At 69.5% G+C, this 20,860-nt stretch carries 19 protein-coding genes; 5 read left to right on the top strand and 14 right to left on the bottom strand.

Annotation, left to right across the window (positions count from 1 at the left end; all coding sequences use genetic code 11):
* Positions 1-178 precede the first annotated feature (178 nt).
* On the bottom strand, positions 179-478 hold the full coding sequence (locus tag ACWD3I_RS00395; protein ID WP_046259009.1) for a DUF3039 domain-containing protein: 300 nt from the start codon (positions 476-478) through the stop codon (positions 179-181).
* Positions 479-507: 29 nt separating this feature from the next.
* A complete protein-coding gene (locus ACWD3I_RS00390) occupies positions 508-1,080 on the bottom strand; it encodes a YqgE/AlgH family protein (RefSeq protein ID WP_046258927.1) in 573 nt (190 codons plus the stop codon).
* A gap of 253 nt (positions 1,081-1,333) precedes the next feature.
* Here ACWD3I_RS00390 and murA point away from each other — a divergent pair, with 253 nt between their 5' ends.
* Positions 1,334-2,680, top strand: coding sequence for a UDP-N-acetylglucosamine 1-carboxyvinyltransferase (gene murA / locus ACWD3I_RS00385; protein ID WP_046258926.1), 1,347 nt, complete (start codon positions 1,334-1,336; stop codon positions 2,678-2,680).
* Between the two features lie 96 nt (positions 2,681-2,776).
* On the opposite strand, the gene ACWD3I_RS00380 is transcribed toward murA, so the two are convergent.
* The 6 genes from ACWD3I_RS00380 to ACWD3I_RS00355 all read right to left on the bottom strand — a co-directional run bounded on the left by ACWD3I_RS00380 (position 2,777) and on the right by ACWD3I_RS00355 (position 9,888).
* The gene (locus ACWD3I_RS00380) at positions 2,777-3,058 is read right to left on the bottom strand and encodes an HU family DNA-binding protein (protein ID WP_007382399.1); all 282 of its coding nucleotides are present in this window, start codon (positions 3,056-3,058) and stop codon (positions 2,777-2,779) included.
* A gap of 332 nt (positions 3,059-3,390) precedes the next feature.
* Positions 3,391-4,803: an NAD-dependent malic enzyme gene (locus ACWD3I_RS00375; protein WP_365406670.1), complete on the bottom strand. Its 1,413-nt coding sequence runs from the start codon at positions 4,801-4,803 to the stop codon at positions 3,391-3,393.
* Between the two features lie 298 nt (positions 4,804-5,101).
* The gene (locus ACWD3I_RS00370; RefSeq protein ID WP_365406667.1) at positions 5,102-7,555 is read right to left on the bottom strand and encodes a HelD family protein; all 2,454 of its coding nucleotides are present in this window, start codon (positions 7,553-7,555) and stop codon (positions 5,102-5,104) included.
* A 69-nt stretch (positions 7,556-7,624) separates the two neighbouring features.
* Positions 7,625-8,452: a zf-HC2 domain-containing protein gene (locus ACWD3I_RS00365; protein WP_365406664.1), complete on the bottom strand. Its 828-nt coding sequence runs from the start codon at positions 8,450-8,452 to the stop codon at positions 7,625-7,627.
* Positions 8,452-8,973 carry a sigma-70 family RNA polymerase sigma factor gene (locus tag ACWD3I_RS00360; protein ID WP_010039908.1) on the bottom strand — a complete coding sequence of 174 codons (522 nt, stop codon included), beginning with the start codon at positions 8,971-8,973 and terminating at the stop codon, positions 8,452-8,454. Before ACWD3I_RS00360 ends, ACWD3I_RS00365 begins: the two co-directional genes overlap by 1 nt.
* Positions 8,974-9,291: 318 nt before the next feature.
* Complete coding sequence (locus ACWD3I_RS00355; protein ID WP_365406660.1) at positions 9,292-9,888, bottom strand: CGNR zinc finger domain-containing protein; 597 nt, start codon at positions 9,886-9,888, stop codon at positions 9,292-9,294.
* A gap of 195 nt (positions 9,889-10,083) precedes the next feature.
* Here ACWD3I_RS00355 and ACWD3I_RS00350 point away from each other — a divergent pair, with 195 nt between their 5' ends.
* Entirely contained in the window at positions 10,084-10,566 is a 483-nt protein-coding gene (locus tag ACWD3I_RS00350; protein ID WP_365406657.1) for an anthrone oxygenase family protein, read from the top strand.
* 233 nt (positions 10,567-10,799) lie between these two features.
* Here the strand turns inward: ACWD3I_RS00350 and ACWD3I_RS00345 are convergent, their stop codons facing one another.
* The 3 genes from ACWD3I_RS00345 to ACWD3I_RS00335 all read right to left on the bottom strand — a co-directional run bounded on the left by ACWD3I_RS00345 (position 10,800) and on the right by ACWD3I_RS00335 (position 14,601).
* Positions 10,800-11,954, bottom strand: a complete 1,155-nt coding sequence (locus tag ACWD3I_RS00345) for a uroporphyrinogen-III synthase (protein WP_365406654.1) — start codon at positions 11,952-11,954, stop codon at positions 10,800-10,802.
* 123 nt (positions 11,955-12,077) lie between these two features.
* Entirely contained in the window at positions 12,078-13,463 is a 1,386-nt protein-coding gene (locus tag ACWD3I_RS00340; protein WP_365406651.1) for a nitrate/nitrite transporter, read from the bottom strand.
* 217 nt (positions 13,464-13,680) lie between these two features.
* Complete coding sequence (locus ACWD3I_RS00335; protein ID WP_365406648.1) at positions 13,681-14,601, bottom strand: hypothetical protein; 921 nt, start codon at positions 14,599-14,601, stop codon at positions 13,681-13,683.
* Between the two features lie 153 nt (positions 14,602-14,754).
* Here ACWD3I_RS00335 and ACWD3I_RS00330 point away from each other — a divergent pair, with 153 nt between their 5' ends.
* The 3 genes from ACWD3I_RS00330 to ACWD3I_RS00320 all read left to right on the top strand — a co-directional run bounded on the left by ACWD3I_RS00330 (position 14,755) and on the right by ACWD3I_RS00320 (position 16,400).
* On the top strand, positions 14,755-15,453 hold the full coding sequence (locus tag ACWD3I_RS00330; protein WP_365406645.1) for a hypothetical protein: 699 nt from the start codon (positions 14,755-14,757) through the stop codon (positions 15,451-15,453).
* An 87-nt stretch (positions 15,454-15,540) separates the two neighbouring features.
* Complete coding sequence (locus ACWD3I_RS00325; RefSeq protein ID WP_365406642.1) at positions 15,541-16,164, top strand: hypothetical protein; 624 nt, start codon at positions 15,541-15,543, stop codon at positions 16,162-16,164.
* Positions 16,164-16,400: a helix-turn-helix domain-containing protein gene (locus tag ACWD3I_RS00320; RefSeq protein WP_365406639.1), complete on the top strand. Its 237-nt coding sequence runs from the start codon at positions 16,164-16,166 to the stop codon at positions 16,398-16,400. The genes ACWD3I_RS00325 and ACWD3I_RS00320 overlap by 1 nt, the downstream gene beginning before the upstream one ends.
* 149 nt (positions 16,401-16,549) lie before the next feature.
* Here the strand turns inward: ACWD3I_RS00320 and ACWD3I_RS00315 are convergent, their stop codons facing one another.
* Genes ACWD3I_RS00315 through ACWD3I_RS00305 form a run of 3 tightly spaced genes read right to left on the bottom strand, consistent with a single transcriptional unit; the run spans position 16,550 to position 20,729 of the window.
* Positions 16,550-17,779, bottom strand: a complete 1,230-nt coding sequence (locus ACWD3I_RS00315; protein WP_365406637.1) for an acyltransferase family protein — start codon at positions 17,777-17,779, stop codon at positions 16,550-16,552.
* 17 nt (positions 17,780-17,796) lie between these two features.
* Entirely contained in the window at positions 17,797-19,992 is a 2,196-nt protein-coding gene (locus ACWD3I_RS00310) for a glycosyltransferase (protein ID WP_365406635.1), read from the bottom strand.
* The gene (locus tag ACWD3I_RS00305) at positions 19,992-20,729 is read right to left on the bottom strand and encodes a hypothetical protein (protein ID WP_365406632.1); all 738 of its coding nucleotides are present in this window, start codon (positions 20,727-20,729) and stop codon (positions 19,992-19,994) included. The genes ACWD3I_RS00310 and ACWD3I_RS00305 overlap by 1 nt, the downstream gene beginning before the upstream one ends.
* Positions 20,730-20,860: the final 131 nt, after the last annotated feature.

Here is a 20,860-nt window from a genome sequence, read left to right as displayed (position 1 = left end):
AACATATGCAATGACAGTTTCGCTCTGCACAACGGAGGCTAGGGACTACATGAACATGCCCACAAGAGGTCTCAACCACTTCGTGACATGCGAGGGCATGCGAAAGGCCCCCGGAGCGCGCAAAAACGCGCCCCGGGGGCCTCGCGAAGCTCAGTCGGGCAGCGGGCCCGACAGCGGCCTACTTGTCGCCGCCGCCCTTGCCGTCGCCGTCCCCGCCGGCACCCATGGACTCGTAGATCTCCTTGCACATGGGACACACGGGGTACTTCTTCGGGTCGCGGCCCGGCACCCAGACCTTGCCGCACAGCGCCACGACGGGGGTCCCGTCGAGGGCGCTCGCCATGATCTTGTCCTTCTGGACATAGTGGGCGAAGCGCTCGTGGTCACCGTCGCCGTGGGACACCTGCGGCGTCGGCTCTACGAGGGTCCCCGTACCAGTCCCGCGCTGCGGCTGGGTCTCAGGCTCAAGAGTGCTCATAAAGGCAAGCGTACTGAAGCTCACAGACATCAGTTGAGCGAAGGGTCGTCCGGATACGTGGCCACCATCGCGAGCTCGTTGCGCTGGCGGCGCAGAACCTCGCGCCAGAGTCTTTCCGGGGACGGGGAGGAGACGTCGCCGGGTTCGGACTCGACGACGTACCAGGCGCCCTCGACCAGCTCGTCCTCCAGCTGACCGGGCCCCCAGCCGGCGTATCCGGCGAAGATCCTCAGCGACCCCAGGGCCGAGGCGAGAAGTTCCGGTGGTGCCTCCAGGTCGACCAGTCCGATCGCGCCGTGCACCCGCCGCCAGCCCAGCGGGGCGCGCTCGCCGGACGCGCCGCCCGGGATGACGGCCACGCCGAGCGCGGAGTCGAGAGAGACCGGGCCGCCCTGGAAGACGACGCCGGGCTCACCGGTGAGGTCCGCCCAGCCCTCCAGGATGTCGCCCACGTCCACCGGGGTGGGCCGGTTGAGGACGACACCGAGGGAGCCCTCCTCGTCGTGGTCGAGAAGGAGCACCACCGCACGGTCGAAGTTCGGGTCCGCCAGGGCGGGCGTTGCCACGAGCAACCGCCCTGTGAGCGAGGACACCTCGGTCATGCCAGACATGATCCCGCATCTTCCCCGCGAGCGGGGAGGCAATGCCGGTACGGCCGTGAATGCAGCTCAGAGCGCAACCACGCGCCCCACGCGCACAACTGCCCCCGTGACCCCATGTGCCCGGGAACGCACGGCACGTGTTGTGACACAGCTATGACGTGGCTGGGCGGCACTTGGGCTTACGGAAGGGGGGTGGGCGGCGATTACCCTTTCCCTTCTGGCCACCTGCCCCACCAATCGGAACGCGAGATACATGACCGTCAACGGCTCTGACGACGTACTGCTTGTCCACGGCGGCACCCCGCTGGAGGGCGAGATCCGTGTTCGCGGTGCGAAGAACCTCGTACCGAAGGCCATGGTCGCCGCCCTGCTGGGCAGCGGACCGAGTCGACTGCGCAACGTTCCGGACATCCGTGACGTGCGGGTCGTACGCGGTCTCCTGCAACTGCACGGGGTGACGGTCCGTCCGGGTGAGGAGCCGGGCGAGTTGGTGATGGACCCCACGCACGTCGAGAGCGCGAACGTCGCTGACATCGATGCCCACGCGGGTTCCAGCCGTATCCCGATCCTGCTGTGCGGCCCGCTGCTGCACCGCCTCGGGCACGCCTTCATCCCCGGTCTCGGCGGCTGCGACATCGGCGGCCGGCCCATCGACTTCCACTTCGAGGTGCTGCGGCAGTTCGGCGCGACGATCGAGAAGCGGGCGGACGGGCAGTTCCTGGAGGCGCCGCGGCGTCTTCGCGGTACGAAGATCCGGCTGCCGTACCCGTCGGTGGGCGCGACCGAGCAGGTGCTGCTCACGGCCGTCCTCGCCGAAGGTGTCACCGAGCTCTCCAACGCCGCGGTGGAACCGGAGATCGAGGACCTCATCTGCGTTCTGCAGAAGATGGGCGCCATCATCGCGATGGACACCGACCGCACGATCCGTGTCACCGGTGTGGACCAGCTCGGCGGCTACAACCACGCCGCCCTCCCGGACCGCCTGGAGGCCGCCTCGTGGGCTTCCGCGGCGCTGGCGACCGAAGGCAACATCTACGTCCGCGGCGCCCAGCAGCGCTCGATGATGACGTTCCTGAACACCTACCGGAAGGTGGGCGGCGCCTTCGAGATCGACGACGAGGGCATCCGCTTCTGGCACCCCGGCGGCCAGTTGAAGTCCATCGCGCTCGAAACCGACGTGCACCCGGGCTTCCAGACGGACTGGCAGCAGCCGCTGGTCGTGGCGCTCACCCAGGCCACGGGCCTGTCGATCATCCACGAGACGGTCTACGAGTCCCGCCTCGGATTCACCTCCGCGCTCAACCAGATGGGTGCTCACATCCAGCTGTACCGCGAGTGCCTGGGCGGCAGCGACTGCCGCTTCGGCCAGCGCAACTTCCTCCACTCGGCCGTCGTGTCGGGCCCGACGAAGCTCCAGGGCGCCGACCTGGTCATCCCCGACCTCCGCGGCGGCTTCTCCTACCTGATCGCCGCCCTCGCGGCCCAGGGGACCTCACGGGTCCACGGCATCGACCTCATCAACCGCGGCTACGAGAACTTCATGGAGAAGTTGGTCGAGCTGGGCGCGAAGGTCGAACTGCCGGGCAAGGCCCTCGGATAGCCCAGTCCTGAGTACGACGATGGGGCGGCCCCCGGAAAAGGGGCCGCCCCATTGGCGTTACTGCCTCGTACGTCGTACCGGACGTACCGTCAGGCCTTACTTGCCCTTGGCGGCTTCCTTGAGCTTGCTGCCCGCGGAGACCTTGACGCTGTAACCGGCGGGGATCTGGATCGGGTCGCCGGTCTGCGGGTTGCGCGCGGTGCGAGCGGCACGGTGGGTGCGCTCGAAGGTCAGGAAGCCGGGGATGGTGACCTTCTCGTCGCCCTTGGCGACGATCTCGCCGACGGTCTCGGCGAACGCGGCCAGCACGGCGTCGGCGTCCTTGCGGGTCACCTCGGCGCGGTCGGCCAGGGCGGCCACCAGCTCACTGCGGTTCATGTTGTTACTCCCGTGTTCTTTTGCCGTTGGGGCGTGCCACGCGGCGTAGCCGCACATTCGGCACAGCGATGCCGATGCTGCCAGGGTTCTCGGTAAGGCCCCGGACCCGGGTCCGTCGTCAGACCCTCGCGCCCAGAGACGCATCCTGCCCCCACCTGCGGCGCGAAAGCCAATCCGGCACCCGTAGGAATCGTGAGAACACCCTTGGGTGTCACACGAAGAGAGGCCCCGAGCCTGGCCGACACGATAAACGGCGGCCAGGAGCCCCGGGTTCCACGACGCGCCGATGCAAGGCCTTGCCGTGGTGATCCTCACAGCCCGAGCACATCGTCCTACGAGGACGCCGCCGCCTTCGCCGCCTCGCGAACCGCTCCGGCGACCGCGCCCGCGACCTTGTCGTTGAAGACGCTGGGGATGATGTAGTTCGGGTTCAGCTCGTCCTCGGTCACCACGTCCGACAGGGCGGTCGCGGCGGCCAGCATCATGTCCGTGTTCACCGTGCGGGACTGCGCGTCCAGCAGACCGCGGAAGACACCCGGGAAGACCAGCACGTTGTTGATCTGGTTCGGGAAGTCGGAGCGGCCGGTGGCCACGACCGCCGCCGTCTGGCGGGCGATCGCCGGGTCCACCTCGGGGTCGGGGTTCGCGAGCGCGAACACGATGGCGCCCTCGGCCATGGCGGCCACGTCGTCGCCGTCCAGGACGTTCGGGGCGGAGACGCCGATGAAGACGTCCGCGCCGCGCACGGCCTCCTTCAGCGTGCCCGTGAGGCTCTCGGGGTTGGTGTTGTCGGCGATCCAGCGCAGCGGCGAGTCCGCGGCGGCGGACACCAGGTCCTCGCGGCCCGCGTGCACGACACCGTGGATGTCGGCGACGACGGCGTTCTTGACACCCGCGGCGATCAGCAGCTTGAGGATGGCCGTACCGGCCGCGCCCGCACCGGACATGACGACGCGAATGTTCTCGATCGCCTTGCCGGTGACCCGAAGCGCGTTCTTCAGCGCGGCGAGCACGACGATCGCGGTGCCGTGCTGGTCGTCGTGGAAGACGGGGATGTCGAGGGCCTCGCGCAGCCGGGCCTCGATCTCGAAGCAGCGGGGCGCGGAGATGTCCTCGAGGTTGATGCCGGCGAAGCCCGGGGCGATCGCCTTGACGATCGCGACGATCTCGTCGGTGTCCTGGGTGTCCAGGCACAGCGGCCAGGCGTCGATGTCGGCGAAGCGCTTGAACAGGGCCGCCTTGCCCTCCATGACCGGCATGGCGGCCATCGGGCCGATGTTGCCGAGGCCCAGGACGGCGGAGCCGTCCGTCACGACCGCAACGGTGTTGCGCTTGATGGTCAGCCGGCGGGCGTCCTCGGGGTTCTCGGCGATCGCCATGCAGACACGGGCCACACCCGGTGTGTAGATCATCGAGAGATCGTCACGGTTGCGGATGGGGTGCTTGGACTGCATCTCGATCTTGCCGCCGAGGTGCATCAGGAACGTACGGTCGGAGACCTTGCCGAGCGTGACGTCCTCGATGCCGCGCAGCTGCTCGACGATCTCCTCGGCGTGGGCCGTGGAGGTCGCCGCGATGGTGACGTCGATGCGGAGCTTCTCGTGGCCGGAAGCGGTCACGTCGAGGCCGGTCACCGAGCCTCCGTGGGACTCCACGGCCGTGGTGATCTGGGAGACCGCGGTTCCGCTCGCGGGCACCTCCAGACGGACCGTGATCGAGTAGGAGACGCTGGGCGCCGTTGCCATGGCCGACTTCCTCTGCTTTTTCCTGTGACGCTGTATGCCGTCCGATCGTCGCACCTACTGTCGAGTAGGCGTTAGCCGCGTTGGATTGCGAACGTTTTGTTCACAACGAGAGAGGCCCACGTCCGTGGACGTGGGCCTCTCTCGTTGTCAGTGACACCGACCCGCCATGCTCGCCTCGCGGCAAGTGGTCCCTCTGAGGGACGAAGGTTGGGCCCGGGGGCTTGGATCGGGCCGGTGTCACACCCAGGCTAACAAACGGATCCCGTAAGGCCATTCCCGTCTCGACAGTTCATATCGATCAATCTCTGAGAAGGTCGGGCACCCCGGTCGCGTCGGGCTGGTCGCGCTCCCCCGACACGACGGTCAGCTGCTGGGTCGCCCGGGTGAGGGCCACGTACAGCACCCGCAGGCCGGCCGGGGACTCGTCGGCGATCTCGGCCGGGGAGACGACGACCGTCGCGTCGTACTCCAGACCCTTGGCCTCCAGGCTGCCCAGGGCCACCACCCGGTCGCCGAGCCCGGCGAGCCAGCGGGCGGCCTCCTCGCGGCGCTGCATGGCGACGACCACGCCGATCGTGCCGTCGACCCGGTCGAGGAGACGGGCGGCCTCCTCGCGGACGGCGCTCGCGAGGGACTCCCGTACGACGGCGAAGCGGGGTTCGACACCGGTGGACCGTACGGCCCTCGGGGACTCGGAGCCGGGCATCGCGAGGGCCAGCACCCTGGAGGCGAGCTCGGCGATCTCCGAGGGGTTGCGGTAGTTCACGGTGAGCTGGAAGCGCCGGCGCGGACGCGTGCCCAGGGCCTCGTCCCTGGCCTCGGCGGCCTCGTCGGGGTCGGACCAGGAGGACTGGGCCGGGTCGCCGACGACCGTCCAGGTGGCGTGCCGGCCACGGCGGCCGACCATGCGCCACTGCATCGGCGTGAGGTCCTGGGCCTCGTCGACGATGACGTGGGCGTACTCGGTGCGCTCCTCGGCGAGCCGCTCGGCGCGTTCGCGCTGGGTCTCCTCGCGGACCGGCATCAGCTCCTCCAGGCCGGTCAGTTGGTCGAGCGGGTCCAGGTCGCGTCTCTTCCTGGGGCGGGCCGGGGTGCCGAGGATCGCCTGGAGCTCGTCGAGCATGGCGATGTCGTGCACGGAGTACCCGTCCCGCCGCAGCGAACGGGCGACCTTGCGAACCTCGCCGGGGTTGAGGATCCGGCGGGCCCAGCGGCCCAGGCGGCGCTCGTCGGCCATGGCGGTGAGGACGGCCTTCGGGGTGAGCTCCGGCCACCAGGCGTTCAGGAAGTCGATGAAGCTGTCCTCGGTGCTGACGTCCTCGTCGAAGGAGGAGCGCAGCTCGGCGGCGAGCTCCGGGTCGGTGTGCCGTCCGGCGGCGCCGGAGCGGGCCCACAGGGCGTCCAGGAGGAGCCTGCGGGCCCGGGGGCGCAACAGGTTCACGGGGGCGGTGCCGCTGAGCGCGGAGTGGCGGATACGTTCCAGCTCCGGCGCCTCCAGCTCCAGGCGGCGCCCGAAGGCCACCACGCGCAGACGGGAGGCCGGGCCCGCTGTGGCCTGGGCGGGGGTGTCGTCGTCGTCACCGAAGGCGAGCTGGTCCGCGTCACCGGCGCCGAAGGAGAGCTGGCCGGCCGCCTCGCCGCGACGGCGCCGCCTCCCGGAGCCGCGCTGCCCGGCCGGGGCGCCCGCGGACGCGCTGTTGCCCGAGCCGCCCTCCAGCGCCCCTCGTGCCGCCTTCCGCAGCACCTTGAGCATCCGGTACGAGCCCTTGGCGCGGGCCGTGGACGGAGAGTCGTACAGCGTGGCCTCCACGCCGTCGACGAGCGAGCCGATCGCCCGGATGGCGACCTGGCCCTCCTCGCCCAGCGAGGGGAGCACGCCCTCGGTGTACGCCACCAGGAGCGGGGTCGGCGAGACGATGAGGATGCCGCCGGAGTAGCGGCGCCGGTCCTGGTAGAGCAGGTAGGCGGCGCGGTGCAGGGCCACGGCCGTCTTGCCCGTCCCCGGGCCTCCCTCGACGTAGGTCACCGAGGCCGCGGGCGCCCGGATGACCAGGTCCTGCTCGGCCTGGATGGAGGCGACGATGTCCCGCATGGTGTGGCTGCGGGCCTGGCCGAGGGCGGCCATCAGGGCGCCGTCGCCGATGACGGCCAGCTCGTGGCCGTCGAGGAAGGCCTTGAGCTCGGGGCGCATGAGGTCGTCCTCGACACCGAGGACGCGGCGGCCCTTGGAGCGGATGACCCGTCGGCGCACCACCCGGCCGGGGTCGACCGGGGTGGAGCGGTAGAAGGGCGCCGCGGCCGGGGCCCTCCAGTCGATGACGAGCGGCGCGTACTCGGAGTCCAGGACTCCGATCCGGCCGATGTGCAGGGTCTCGGCGATGTCGGCGGTGTTGTCGTCCCGCACGGCGCCGTCGGCGGGTTCCACGGCGGTGTAGGCGCCGTCGGGCCCCTTCTTGCCGTCCTTGCCGAGGAGCAGGTCGATCCGGCCGAAGAGGAAGTCCTCGAACTCGTTGTTGAGCCGGTTGAGGTGCACCCCCGCCCGGAAAACCTGCGCGTCCCGCTCGGCGAGTGCGCCGGGGGTGCCGACCTGGCCACGCTTGGCCGCGTCGTTCATCAGGAACTCCGCCTCGTGGATCTTCTCCTCGAGACGCCGGTACACCCGGTCAAGGTGTTCCTGTTCGACGCTGATCTCCCGATCCCGAACCGAGTCGTGAATCGAGTCGACCGCAGTCTGTTGAGCCTGAGCGGCCACCGGGCCCCCTTCTGACGTGCTGGGCAGCCGTCAACCGTACGCGAAGGGGACCCGATGCAGCTACGTCAGCTACGCGTCGACTTCGACGAGTCGCTTGCCGCCGAAGGTCATGACCTCGAAGTGGTCGATGTCGTTCAGGTCGAAAGCGGCGCCGCCGTGGACGTAGAGCGGCTCCTTGGCCTGCTCGGTCTTGGCGTTGGCGATGCCATAACCCCAGGTCGGGACGGACCAGGAGGTGACCGTCTCACGCTCGCCGTTCTTGCCGACGGCGATGAGGGAGCACTTCTCCGGGCCCTTGACGTTCTTCAGCTGGAGGACGGCGTGGGTGCCCCAGGCCTTCTCCTCCACGGCGACGGTCGCACTGACGTCCGTGCTGGGGTCGGTCGCCGTCAGCTTGTCGTCGATGGCGTCGAAGGCTTCCTTGGCGGGGCTGCTGCTCGTCGTGTGCGCGGAGACGTTTCCGCCGGAGTCGTCGCCGGTCGCCCCTACGGCTACCAGGGGACCGCCGATGATCAGGGCGGCCGCCGCGGCCACCATGTAGAAGGCGCGCCGGCGCTTCTGGGCTCGGCGTTCGGAGACCTCGTCGACGAGCTTGTTCACCAGCCGCGGACTGGGCTTGGCGGACAGGGACTCGCCGATCGCGGGGGTGCCGGAGCCGGGCAGGTCCGCGAGTGCGGCCAGCATCGGTTCCATCCCGGCTAGCTCGTCGAGCTGCTGGGCGCACCACTCGCAGGTCGCGAGGTGCATCTCGAAAGCGGTTGCCTCGGTGTCGTCGAGAATCCCGAGGGCGTAGGCGCCGACGGTCTCGTGCTCGTTCGGCACCGGAGAACCCTGCATGGAGCCAGACATACCCGAACCACCACTACCGAATCCCTGGTTTCCCCCGTAAACACTCATCACGCCGTCACCCCCCGCTCCTCCAGTGCCAGCTTCATCGACCGCAGGGCATAGAAGACCCTTGAGCGAACGGTGCCGCTGGGTATCCCGAGCGTCTCGGCCGCCTCATTGACGGTACGCCCCTTGAAGTACGTCTCGACGAGCACCTCCCGGTGCGCGGGAGTCAGGTCGTCGAGCGCGTCCGACAGCGTCATCAACCACAGCGCCTTGTCGATCTCGTCCTCCGCGGGGATGACCTCCAGCGGCGACGGATCGACCTCCTGCGGCCGGGCCTGCCGGCTTCGGTGGCCGTCGATGACGATGCGCCGGGCGACCGTCACCAGCCAGGGGCGTACAGATCCGGTCGCTCGATTGAGCTGACCGGCGTTCTTCCAGGCACGGATCAGCGTCTCCTGCACGACGTCCTCTGCTCTTTGGCGGTCTCCGGCGACCAGCCGCAGCACATAGGCGAGCAGGGGTCCTGCGTGCTCTCTGTACAGAGCACGCATGAGCTCCTCATCAGGTTCCGAGGGCTGGGACATGCGATGTCGGGCCCTCGATCCACGTTCATTGGCCACGACGGAATCCTTGCGCACGCCCACCTCCGATGTCCGGGGGTTCCCCCAGCCGGTCGCTCAACACGGGGTACGGACGCGAGCCGTTGAGTGTTCAAAGTGACATGACAGTTTTCTTCTGGATGCCGAGACTAGGGGGACATGGGTGCACATACCCACCCCTCGATCTTTACATTTCCGCCACATTGGCTCGAACGCCGTGACTGCCCGTGAGCCGCCGCGAGTAAACGGCATGTAATCGAAATCACTTCGACACCCGTTCCACAGAAGGGACATAACGCCCCCTCAGGCGCGTGCGAGTGCGGCCCGACGCCGGTGCCGGGCCACCCTTTCGCGGTTCCCGCAGACCTCACTGGAGCACCAGCGCCTCCTGCGACCCCGGGACGTATCGAGATAAACGATCGGGCAGTTGTCGCCGGCGCACTGCCGCAGACACGCCCGTGCGACGGGGTCGGTGAGCAGTTCGACCGCGTCCCGGGCGATCGCACCGAGCAGCGCGGCGAGTTCGGGAGGGCTCGCCAACTCCCTGACGAGGGTGCCGTCCTCCCCCTGCACGGCACGCGGTGCCGGAGGCGCGGTGCGGGCCAGGTCGTTGACGCGGGCGAGCGCGCGGTCGTAGGACGGCCAGGGCTCGGGGACGAGTCTTGCGCGTACCAATTGGCTTGTCTGCCCACGAAGTTCGCGAAACCCTACGAGCCAGGACGCATCGGCGTGTGCCAACGGGGTGTCCGGTGGTACGAGCCCGGCTCCGGTGACCCAGGCGAACAATGCCTCGGTCGAGTCGAGCCGTTCGACGGGGTGGGTGGTCGCGAGGAGATCGAGGCAGATCCGCCCCGCGTCGAACCGCAGCTCGTACGGGGCCGTGGCCGTACCCAGTGCCATGTGCCTGTCACCGCCTAGAGGTGCCCTGCGCGTGAGGGGCCGGTGAGAAGGGGCTGGGAGAAAAAGCTCCCTCTCACAGTGCCTTCCCGCTCTCGCCGTCGGAACCCCTCGTACCGGGGAGGCGTGGACGTGTGCGTATGGGGATGCGCCTTTGGACCATGTTCCGGGGGATGTGCCGGCCGTTGACTGGAGGGCATGACGACGAAGAAGAGCGCGGGAACCGTACTGGGGGCGGCCACGGTCGCGATGGGCCTGATCGCCGGGGCCTTCTACGTCTTCGCCTGCGCGGTGATGCCGGGGCTGGCGCGCAGCGACGACGCGGTCTACGTCGAGGTGATGCGGAACATCAACGACGTGATCCAGAACCCGGTGTTCATGCTCGGCTTCCTCGGGGCGCTGGTGCTCACGGGGGTGGCGGCGTGGCAGGCGCGGGGTGCGGGGTACCGCCGGTGGGTGTGGGCGGGCCTGGTGGCCTACGCCCTCGCCTTCCTGGTGACGGTCGCCTTCAACATCCCGCTGAACGACGCCCTCGACCGTGCGACGGACTCCGCTGCGGCCCGGGAGGAGTTCGAGGACGCGTGGGTGGCGTGGAACGTGGTGCGGGCGCTGCTGTCGACGGTGGCGCTGGGCTGCCTGGCCCGGGCGCTGGTGCGGTACGCCCGCCTGACGTCCCCTTGATCTCGCCCCCGCCGCCCCTACCCGTTCCCGCCCCCCTGGACCCCGCTCCTCAAACGCCGGAGGGGCTGAATTGTGTGGATCGGCACTGGATTCTCTGACGCCGGTCCAGGCATCTCAGGCCGTCCGGCGTTTGAGGACAAGGCCCCTTCGGGGCCGACAGCGGGGGTCTGGGGGCGCAGCCCCCAGCGATGGGACGGGTAGGGGCGGCGAGGGCGAGGAAAAAAGCCCGGGGCTTACGCGTCCGAGTACTTCGCGTCGGCCGCCGGGTCCAGGGCCAGGCGGTAGCCGCGCTTCACGACCGTCTGGATGAGCTTCGGCGCGCCGAGCGCCGTGCGGAGGCGAGCCATCGCCGTCTCCACCGCGTGTTCGTCGCGACCCGCACCCGGGAGCGCGCGCAGCAGCTCCGCCCTCGCCACCACCCAGCCTGGACGGCGGGACAGGGCACGCAACAACGACATACCGGCCGGCGGCACCGGACGAAGGACACCGTCGACGAGGACCGCATGGCCACGGATCTCGACCCGGTGACCGGCGATGGGGAGGGAACGGGCCCTGGCCGGGAGCTCCTGGCAGAGGAGCTGGACCAGGGGACCGAGGCGGAAGCGGTCGGGCGAGACCGTGTCGACGCCCCGGGCCTGGAGCGGCAGCGCGGTGACCGGGCCGACACAGGCAGGCAGGACGTCATGGTTCAGGGCGGCCAGCAGCTCCGGCAGCAAGCCGCGCTCCTCCGCCCGGTTCAGCAAGGACGCCGCGGCAGGCGCGCTCGTGAAGGTCAGCGCGTCCAGACCACGGGAGACCGTCGCGTCGAGAAGCCGGTCCACGGGCCCGATGTCCTCCGGCGGCATCCACCGGTAGACAGGGATCCCGAGCACCTCCGCTCCCCCGGCCCGCAGCGCCTCCACGAACCCGGGCAGCGGCTCGCCGTGCAGCTGGATGGCGATACGGCGGCCCTCGACGCCCTCCTCCAGCAGCCGGTCGAGCACCTCGGCCATCGACTCGGACTCCGGCGACCAGTCCTCGGTCAGCCCGGCGGCCCGTACCGCGCCTTTGACCTTCGGCCCGCGTGCGAGCAGCTCGATACCGCGCAGCCGCTCCAGCAGGTCCTCGCCCAGACCCCACCCGTCGGCGGCCTCGACCCAGCCCCGGAAGCCGATGGCCGTCGTGGCGATCACGACATCCGGTACCTCGTCGATGACCCCCTTGGTCGCGGCGAGCAGCTCGCTGTCGTCGGCGAGCTGCACGATCCGCAGGGCAGGTGCATGCAGGACGGCGGCTCCCCGTCGCTGCAGCAGTGCGCCCAGTTCGTCGGCCCGGCGCGCGGCTGTCACGCCTACCGTGAAACCGGCCAGGGGGCCGTGTTGTTCTGGTCGCTGCTGTTCGTCGTACATATAACTCTCGTCCCGCACTCGAGTCGTTTGCACCTACACGGGGTGTGATGGCACCTGCATGCCGAGCGAGCCTGCCAATGGTGCGTGACAGGCTCGGTTCGACTTGATGTCGCCAGTGTTACGTCACACCTCGGCGTAGCTGAGCTGCGACTTCGCTTCGGAGGTGGCCGAGGAGGCCTGAATCCGGGAGGCCGAGCGGCGAAGGTATACGGCCCAGGTGACCACGAAGCAGGCGGCGTAGAAGGCGAGGAAGACGACGAAGGCGCCGGTGCCGGAGCCGTTGGAGATGAAGGACTGGCGGAAGGCCAGGTTGATGCCGACGCCGCCCAGCGCGCCCACCGCTCCGATCAGTCCCATGGAGGCACCGGAGAGGCGACGGCCGTAGGCGGCGGCCTCTTCTCCCTGCAGCCCCTTGGCGAGGGCCTTGGCCTGGAAGATGCCGGGGATCATCTTGAAGGTCGACCCGTTGCCCAGGCCGGTCAGGACGAAGAGGATCACGAACGCGGTGACGAACAGCGGCAGCGACTTCTCCATGCTGGCGAAGATCAGGACCGCGGTCGCCACACCCATGGCGACGTAGTTGTAGAGGCTGATCCGGGCGCCGCCGTACTTGTCGGCGAGCCAGCCGCCCAGCGGGCGGATCAGGGAGCCGAGCAGCGGACCGATGAAGGTGACGTAGGCGGCCTCCAGCGGCGTACGGCCGAACTGGACCTGGAGGACCTGGCCGAAGGCGAAGGCGTAGCCGATGAAGGAGCCGAAGGTGCCGATGTAGAGGAAGGACATGATCCAGGTGTGGGCGTCCCGCGCGGCGTCCTTGGCGGCACCGGTGTCGTTCTTCACGGAGGCCAGGTTGTCCATGAAGAGGGCGGCCAGGACTGCTGCGATCACGATCAGCGGGATGTAGATGCCCAGCAGGACGCGCGGGCCGCCGCTGGCGCCGATGACGGCGAGCGCGATCAGCTGGATCACCGGCACCCCGATGTTGCCGCCGCCGGCGTTGAGCCCGAGGGCCCACCCCTTCTTCCGGAGCGGGAAGAAGGCGTTGATGTTGGTCATGGAGGAGGCGAAGTTGCCACCGCCGATACCGGCCAGCAGGCCGACCAGGAGGAAGGTGTTGAACGAGGTGCCTGGCTCCATCACCGTGAACGCGGCGACGGTCGGAATGATGAGGAGGCCGGCCGAGACGATCGTCCAGTTCCGGCCACCGAAGATGGCCACGGCGAAGGTGTAGGGGACCCGGACGACGGCGCCGACCAGCGTGACCATCGAGGTCAGCAGGAACTTGTCCGCCGGGGTCAGCCCGTACTCCGGGCCCATGAAGAGGACGAGCACGGACCACATGGTCCAGATCGAGAACCCGATGTGCTCGGAGAGGACGGAGAAGAGAAGGTTGCGGCGGGCGATCTTCTCCCCGCCCTCGTTCCAGAAGGTCTCGTCCTCAGGATCCCACTGCTGGATCCAGCGGCCGCCCCTGGTCGGCGGTGCGGGGACGGTGCTAGGGGCTGTCATTGCGCCTCCACGGGGCTCCGGGGCTCGCTGGTGCGTTCGTGCTGAGCGGTGATGTCCCGAAGGTAGGGAGGGCGCGTTTCCTGACTGTGGCACCCGGTGACCGGAAAGGAACTTTGCTCTCACCCCGCGCGAACACGGGATGAGAGGTTCTGTCGCCTTACGTTACGAACAGCTCCCACCGGGCCGGTCACCGGTCGCGGAAGCCTTGCCCCGGAGGTCAGTGCTGAGGGGACTGCCAGTTCGGGTTCTGCTGGGGGTAGGGCTGCTGCGGCAGGTACGGCTGCTGCTGCTGGGGGTACGGCGGCTGGGCGGCGTACGGGCCGGGGGCCGGGGGCTGCTGGGGGTACGGCTGCTGGGGCGGGTAGGGGGCGGCCGCGGGCTGCGCGCCGTAGGGCTGCGGCTGCTGCTGCGGGTACGCCTGCGGCTGCTGCTGGGGGTACGGCTGCTGGCCGTACCCCGGGGCGGGCGGTGCCGCCGGAGCGTTGCCGTACGGGCCGGCGGCGTACTGGCCGGCGGCGAAGGGGTTGGCCTGCTGCCCGGGGTACTGCGCCCCCGGCGGCAGATACCGCACCCGCCCGCTCTCGTCACTGACGGGCATGAACCCGGCGGCGTGCAGCCGGGCCGCGAACTTGGCGTTGCGCCTGCGGGTGACGAGGAGGCCGATCCCGAAGATCGCCATGAAGACGACCCAGGTGACGGCCGCCGCGATGAAGTCGCCGGGGCCCCCGCCGAGCCGGAACGCGAGGATCACGCATCCGATGGTGACGCCGAGGGCGCCGTACCCCATGCGCTTCTCGGCGTTCTTACCGGTGAGGTCGAAGTTGATGCGGGCCTTGAGCAGTTCGAAGGCGTCCGGCACGAGCGGCGGCACGGAGACCCCGTCGCTCGCGTTCGGATACTGGGCCCAGTTCTGGGCGGCACGGGTACGGGCCTGCGGGCCGGGGTCCGGGACGAGCAGCATGACGAGCGCGCCGTTGCGTCCGGAGCTCTGCCGTACGTCGGCGTACTCGTACCCGAACTGCTGGGCGATGAAGGCGAGCCGGCCGAGCTTCTTCACGGAGGCCATGGCGCTGGTGAGCTCCACGGGCTCCCCGCTCGCCATCAACCGGAGCATCTTCTGCACTTGCCGCTTGCTCATAGCCGTCCGCTCCCCACCGGGCCACCCCGTTCACTTCCGCAACCGACGCAGTCTCGCACGCCCGTACGCCCCTCGGAAACCGCTCTCCCCCCGGTTTACGCGATCTTGGCGCACCTGACAGACTCCGGACCAGGACCGTAACCAGGGGGGCCTGTGCGAACGAGATCGACCGCTGCGGCAGCTGCGCTGACCTGTCTGCTGACGGGTTCCGCCCTGAGCGGCTGCGCGGAGGACGGAGACCCACAGAAGGAGGTCTCCGCCCAGGAGTTGCTCGACGACGCGAACAAGGCGATGGGCGAGCTGAAGTCCGTGACCATCGATGCGGACACCACCAAGGTCGGCAGTTCCTCCGGCTTCTCCAGCCGACTGACGACCGACCTCGACAGCAAGTGCACGTCCAAGGTGACCTGGGGCGCCACCGGCGCCGTCCTCGAACAGATCCGTATCGCCGAGACGGACTACGTCCGCCCCAACCGCGCCTATATCGAGAACTGGTCGGGCAAGCCCATGGCCGGTGCCCAGAACATCTGGATCAAGACCCCCGCGAGCAGCGCCCAGCCAGGAGACGGCCTCTCCGCCTGCCCCCGGGACTTCAGCTCCTTCGGCACGGCGAAGAAGGGCGACCCGGCCGAGGTCGGCGGCACCCCGGCGATCGCACTGCGGGTGACCGACAAGTCGGTCAAGGAAGGCGCGTACACCTTCTACGTCGCCACCGAGGGCGAGCCGTACATCCTCAAGGTCGTCTACAAGGGCACCGACTACCGCACCACCACGACCTACAGCGGCTTCGACAAGCCTTTGGACGTGCGGGCACCGGCGAAGGCCCTGGACGCGAGCAAGCTGGGCAACTGACATAAAACAGACAGGGCTTGCTTCCCGCATCCCTCACCCTTATCGTTTCTCGATAACATCGATAAACGATAAACAAGCGGGGGAGCCATGACTGAAGTGACCGAGGACCGCAAGATGCTCGAGCCCATGGCCACGGTCGTGTCCATAGCGCTGCGCCTCCTGGTCGGCCTCGCGACGGCGGGGCTCATCCTCTCCGTGGTCCGCGGCAGCTGGGGCAGCGACAGCGTCTGCATCACCGACGAGTCCACCACCAGCTCGGTCGCCCCCGGCGGCTTCGCGCCCGAGCCCGGGGCGCAGATCGCCTCGGTCCCCTACTACTGCGCCGAGAACCCCGACGCCGGCCTGCGCCTCCTGGACGAACTGGGCACGACAGCCTCGACCCTGCTGCTGATCAGCAGTCTGTTCCTGTTGCACCGGCTCCTCCAGGGAGCGGGACGCGACGGCATCCACACGACCCTGACGGCATCCCGGCTCCGCCTGCTCGGCTGGTGGCTGCTCGCCGGAAGCCTGGTCGTCGAACTCGTCCAGGCGAACACCCAGGCGGCCGTGCTCGCGGAACTGTCCAAGGAAGCGGACTTCTCGGTCGGCTCCTGGCTGCAGATGTGGGACTTCCCCTACCTCGCCGTGCTGACCGGCCTCGGCCTGCTGACCTTCGCCCGTATCACCCGCGCGGGCACGGCCATGCGCGAGGACCTCGAAGGAGTCGTCTGATGGCCGGCACGGACGACGACCACGAGGACCACCACATCGAGGTCCACCTCGACAGGCTCCTCAGCGATCGCGGCATGACCGTCACCGAACTCGCCCAGCGCGTGGGCGTCACCAACGTCAACCTCTCGGTTCTCAAGAACGGCCGCGCCAAGGCGATCCGCTTCACCACCCTCACCCGCATCTGCGAAGTCCTGCAGTGCCAGCCGGGCGACCTGCTCAGCTACCGCAAGCCCTGAAGGAGACCGACATGTTCAGCACCATGGACCCCGCCACCGCCACCGCCGTCGCGATCTTCGCCATCGCCCCGATCGCCCTGCTGGTCGCAGCGGCCATGTGGCTCAAGCGCCGCTGAGCCCCCGGACCGGCGTGGCAGGGCGCGCCCGGGTCAGGCCCGGTGCCCCGCCCGTGCCCGCTTCTTCGCCCCGTTCGGCCACAACCGCGGCTTCCGCTGGGCCGCGAGGTCCTCGATCCAGCCCACACCGAGGATCGCCAGCGCTATCAACGGCCAGACCAGGAAGAACATCCAGATCATGTACGTCGAGTCCAGCGCGGACACCGCACGGTCGCCCTGCATGAACGGCAGCTCGTAGAGCCGGTCGAGGATCGGGACCGTGGCCATGATCAGCATGTTGTGCCAGAGGTAGATCGTGACCGCGCGGTTGTTGGAGAGCGTGACCAGCTTGTCCCACTTCGCCAGCCGGCCCGGCAGTTCCTGCCAGGACGGGGAGTACTGGAGCAGGATCACCACGAAACCGAAGGACCAGGTCGCCTGGGCCAGCGGGATGTCGTTGAGGTCCCAGCCGTCGGGGCCCAGATGACCCGACGCCCACCACAGACCGAACGCCATCAGCAGCACCGCGCAGGAGACCGCGAGATAGCGCGGGACCTTGGCCAGCAGACCCTCGTGATGGGCGAAGCCCAGGACCCAGCAGCCGCCGTAGACCGCGAAGTCGGTGACCGCGTTGCCGGTCTCGCCCGGGATGGAGACAAGCCCCGTGCCCACGACTGCCGTCAGCCCCAGCGGGGCGAGCAGGGTGGGCCACGGCGCCCGGCGGAACGCCCACAGCAGGAGGGGGGAGGCGACGACGAACCAGAGGTAGGCCCGCAGATACCAGAGCGGTCCCGCCGCCTGTACGGCCCAGGTGTTCTCCAGCAGCCCGGACTCGGAGCCGATGCTCCACGGGAAGGGCGGGGCGCCGAACGGGATGACGTAGTTGACCATCTCGACCAGGCCCCAGGCCCCGCCGTGGTCCGGATCCTTCGACAGGTCCCAGCCGCCCGCGAACAGCAGCACCAGCACCACCGCGCTGAACGCCCACAGCGGCGGGAGCAGCCTCCTGATCCGGCCCCGGATCACTCCCCACGCCGGACGCTTCAGCGAGCGCGCCATCAGCGAGCCCGCGAGCGCGAACATCACGCCCATGGAGGGGAACAGGACCGTCAGCCAGGCCCAGCCGAACAGGTGGTAGGCGACCACGCGGACCAGGGCGATCGAGCGCAGCAGATCCAGGTAGCGGTCGCGGCCCGGCTTCTTCGGGGCGGCCGCGGCAGGTGCGGGCACCGCCGGCGCGGGCGTGGCGGGTACGTCGTACGACTGTGTGTGTCCGTGGGTCATCCCACTGGCTCCCTGGGTCATCCCACCGGCTTCCGGTCGCTCCCGCTGCCCGTCCGCTGACGCGGTACCGCGCCGCCGGGTGCCTCGACGACACCGGTGCGCCGCAGCTTCTGCCAGCGCAGCCGGCCGCCGGTCAGGGCGGTGATCCAGGACTGGAGGAGGACGACGTACATGAGCTGGCGGTACAGGATCTGCTGGAGCGGCAGCGAGATGAGGTGGGTCATGCGTTCGCGGTCGAGGCGGAAGGCGTAGGCCGCGCAGACCAGCTGGATCGCCAGGACGCCCAGCCAGGCCACGACCGTCTTCTGCGTGGGGCCGAAGACCAGGCCGTAGATCAGGAACACGTCGATCAGCGGGGCCAGCAGCGGCGCCAGGACCATGAAGAGCGAGACCAGCGGCAGGCCGACCCGGCCGAAGCGGCCCGACGGTCCCCGTTCCACCAGCGCCCTGCGGTGCTTCCAGATCGCCTGCATGGTGCCGTACGACCAGCGGTAGCGCTGCGACCACAGCTGCTGGACGGTCTCCGGCGCCTCGGTCCAGGCCCGCGCCTTCTCGGCGTAGACGACCCGCCAGCCGTCGCGGTGCATCGCCATGGTGATGTCGGTGTCCTCGGCCAGCGTGTCGTCGCTCATGCCGCCGACCCGCTCCAGAGCCGACCTCCGGAAGGCCCCGACGGCGCCCGGGATGGTCGGCATGCAGCGCAGGATGTCGTACATACGGCGGTCCAGGTTGAAGCCCATCACGTACTCGATGTGCTGCCAGGCGCCGATGAGCGAGTCCCGGTTGCCGACCTTGGCGTTGCCTGCCACGGCTCCGACGCGCGGGTCGCCGAAGGGCTGGACCAGTTCGCGGACGGTGGACGGCTCGAAGACGGTGTCGCCGTCCATCATCACGATGATGTCGTAACGGGCGTTGGCCAGACCTCGGTTGAGCGCGGCGGGCTTGCCCGCGTTCAGCTGGCGGACCACCCGCACGTTCGGCAGGCCCATCGCCTCCACGATCCGCGCGGTGCCGTCACTGGAGCCGTCGTCGATGACGATGACCTCGATGGGGTGTTCGCTCGCCATCAGGGAACGGACGGTGTTCTCGATGCACTTGGCCTCGTTGTACGCCGGCACCAGCACCGACACCGGTTCGAAGACCGGGTTCCCCCAGCGGAAGCCGCGGCGCCGCACCCGGCGGGCGTGGACGCCGGACAGGAGGAGCATCAGGACGAAGCGGCTGATGACGAGGAAGCCGATGATCGCGAGGGCGACCACCAGTACGGCGGTGATGTTGTCGGAGGCGCCGACCAGGAAGACCCACGCCTTGCCCTTCCACAGCTCGGCTCCGGTGACCTGGGTGTGCGCGCTGGGGGCGCCGAGGGCCTCGGTGAGGCTGTCGAACTCGTAGCCGTCGTCCTTCAGCTGGGGCAGCAGCCGGTCGAGCGCCTGCACGGTCTGGTGGCGGTCGCCGCCGGAGTCGTGCATCAGGACGATCGCGCCCTTGCCGCCCTTGGGCGTGGCGTTGCGGATGATCTCCTCGACGCCGGGCTTGCGCCAGTCCTCGCTGTCGGTGTTGTTGACGATGGTGATGTAGCCGCGGGTGCCGATGTACTCGGTGACCGGCCAGGACTTGTTGTCCATGGCGTCGGCGAAGGAGGAGTACGGCGGGCGGAAGAGCGAGGTGCGGATGCCGGCGGCGCCGGTGATCGCGAGCTGGTTCTGGGACAGCTCCCAGTCGACCCGCTTCTTCGACTGGTAGGACAGGTCGGGGTGGTTGAAGGTGTGCAGGCCGACCTCGTGGCCCTCTTCGACCATGCGCCGCACCAGGTCCGGATGGCGCGAGGCCATGGTGCCGGTGACGAAGAAGACCGCGTGGGCGTCGTGCTCCTTCAGCACGTCCAGGACCTTCGGGGTCCACTCCGGGTCCGGGCCGTCGTCGAAGGTGAGGACGAGGTGGTGGTCCTTGAGGCTCAGGCTCTGGGTGCGGCCGCTGCGGGTGTCGATGACCGGCCCGCCCTCGAGGATCTCCTCGGGGACCTTGTCGGAGGCGGCGGGGGCCTGGACGCGGTGGTCGGCGAGGATCTCGCTGTGTACGTAGCCGCGCAGCATCAGCATCGCCATCATGGCGACGAGGATCAGGCAAGGCAGCAGCAGGCGCATGGGCAGGCGGCGCCGAGAGCCGTCGCGGGCTCGGGACGCGGCCCCGGGACGGCGGGTGCGGGTTGCCATCAGACGGTGCTCTCCGGGGGCGGTGTCGTGGAGCTGAGGGGCGCGGGTCCGTTCGCGCTGTCGGCCACCGTGTCGGTGCCGGTGCCCCCGTTGTCGCCGACCGGTGTCTCCGTCGGGTCGGGCGTGGGCTCCTCGGTGGGCGTCGGCTCGGGCGGACTGCTCGTCGCCGGGTCGGTCGGTTCGGGGTTCGAGGTGGGGTTGCTGCCGGTGCCCGAGGTGGTCTTCGTCGCCGTCGGCTCCGGGTCCGCCGTGGTGCCCGGGTCCTGGGCGGTCGCGGTGGCGCCGGGCGCGGTGGCGCCGGCGCTCGGCGACGCTGTCGTGGTGTCGCTCGGGGACGGTGAGGCGCCGGGCGAGAGACTGCCGCCGTCGGTGGGCAGGACCGTCTCCCCGGGCAGCGGGGAGTTGTCGACCTGGCCGGCCTCCTTGCCCTCGCCCTGGCCCGGCACGGGCAGCCAGGGGGCGTTGGAGTTGCCGGACAGCAGGGTCGTGACGATGACCACGGCGTAGATCGCGCAGGCGAGGCCGACGAAGATGCCGATACGGCGGTATCTGCGGCTTCTGCGGCCCGACTCGTCGACGAAGACCGGGCCGTCGGAGCCCTCCGCGGTGTCGCCGCCGGCCTGGCCGACCAGGCGGTTGTCGGCCCGCAGGGCGACCGCGTCCAGCTGGACGGTCACCTCGTGCGGGTCGTGGGTGTTGCTCCACGGGTCGACGAAGGCCGCCCCCTCGGGGCTCACCCTGGGAAGCACCTCGGTCTGGTCCGCAGACGCGAGGACATCCGCTCCTCTTGTCTCCGGAAAAGCCTGGGTGCCGTTCCCCGGCGCGGGGAACCCCCTGGTCCCGGCGGCCACTGAGGGCCATTCCGGTT

Source organism: Streptomyces sp. NPDC002817 (genome assembly GCF_053592055.1).
Note: the sequence above shows the minus strand (reverse complement) of the source record. Positions and strands in the feature narration are given on the sequence as shown.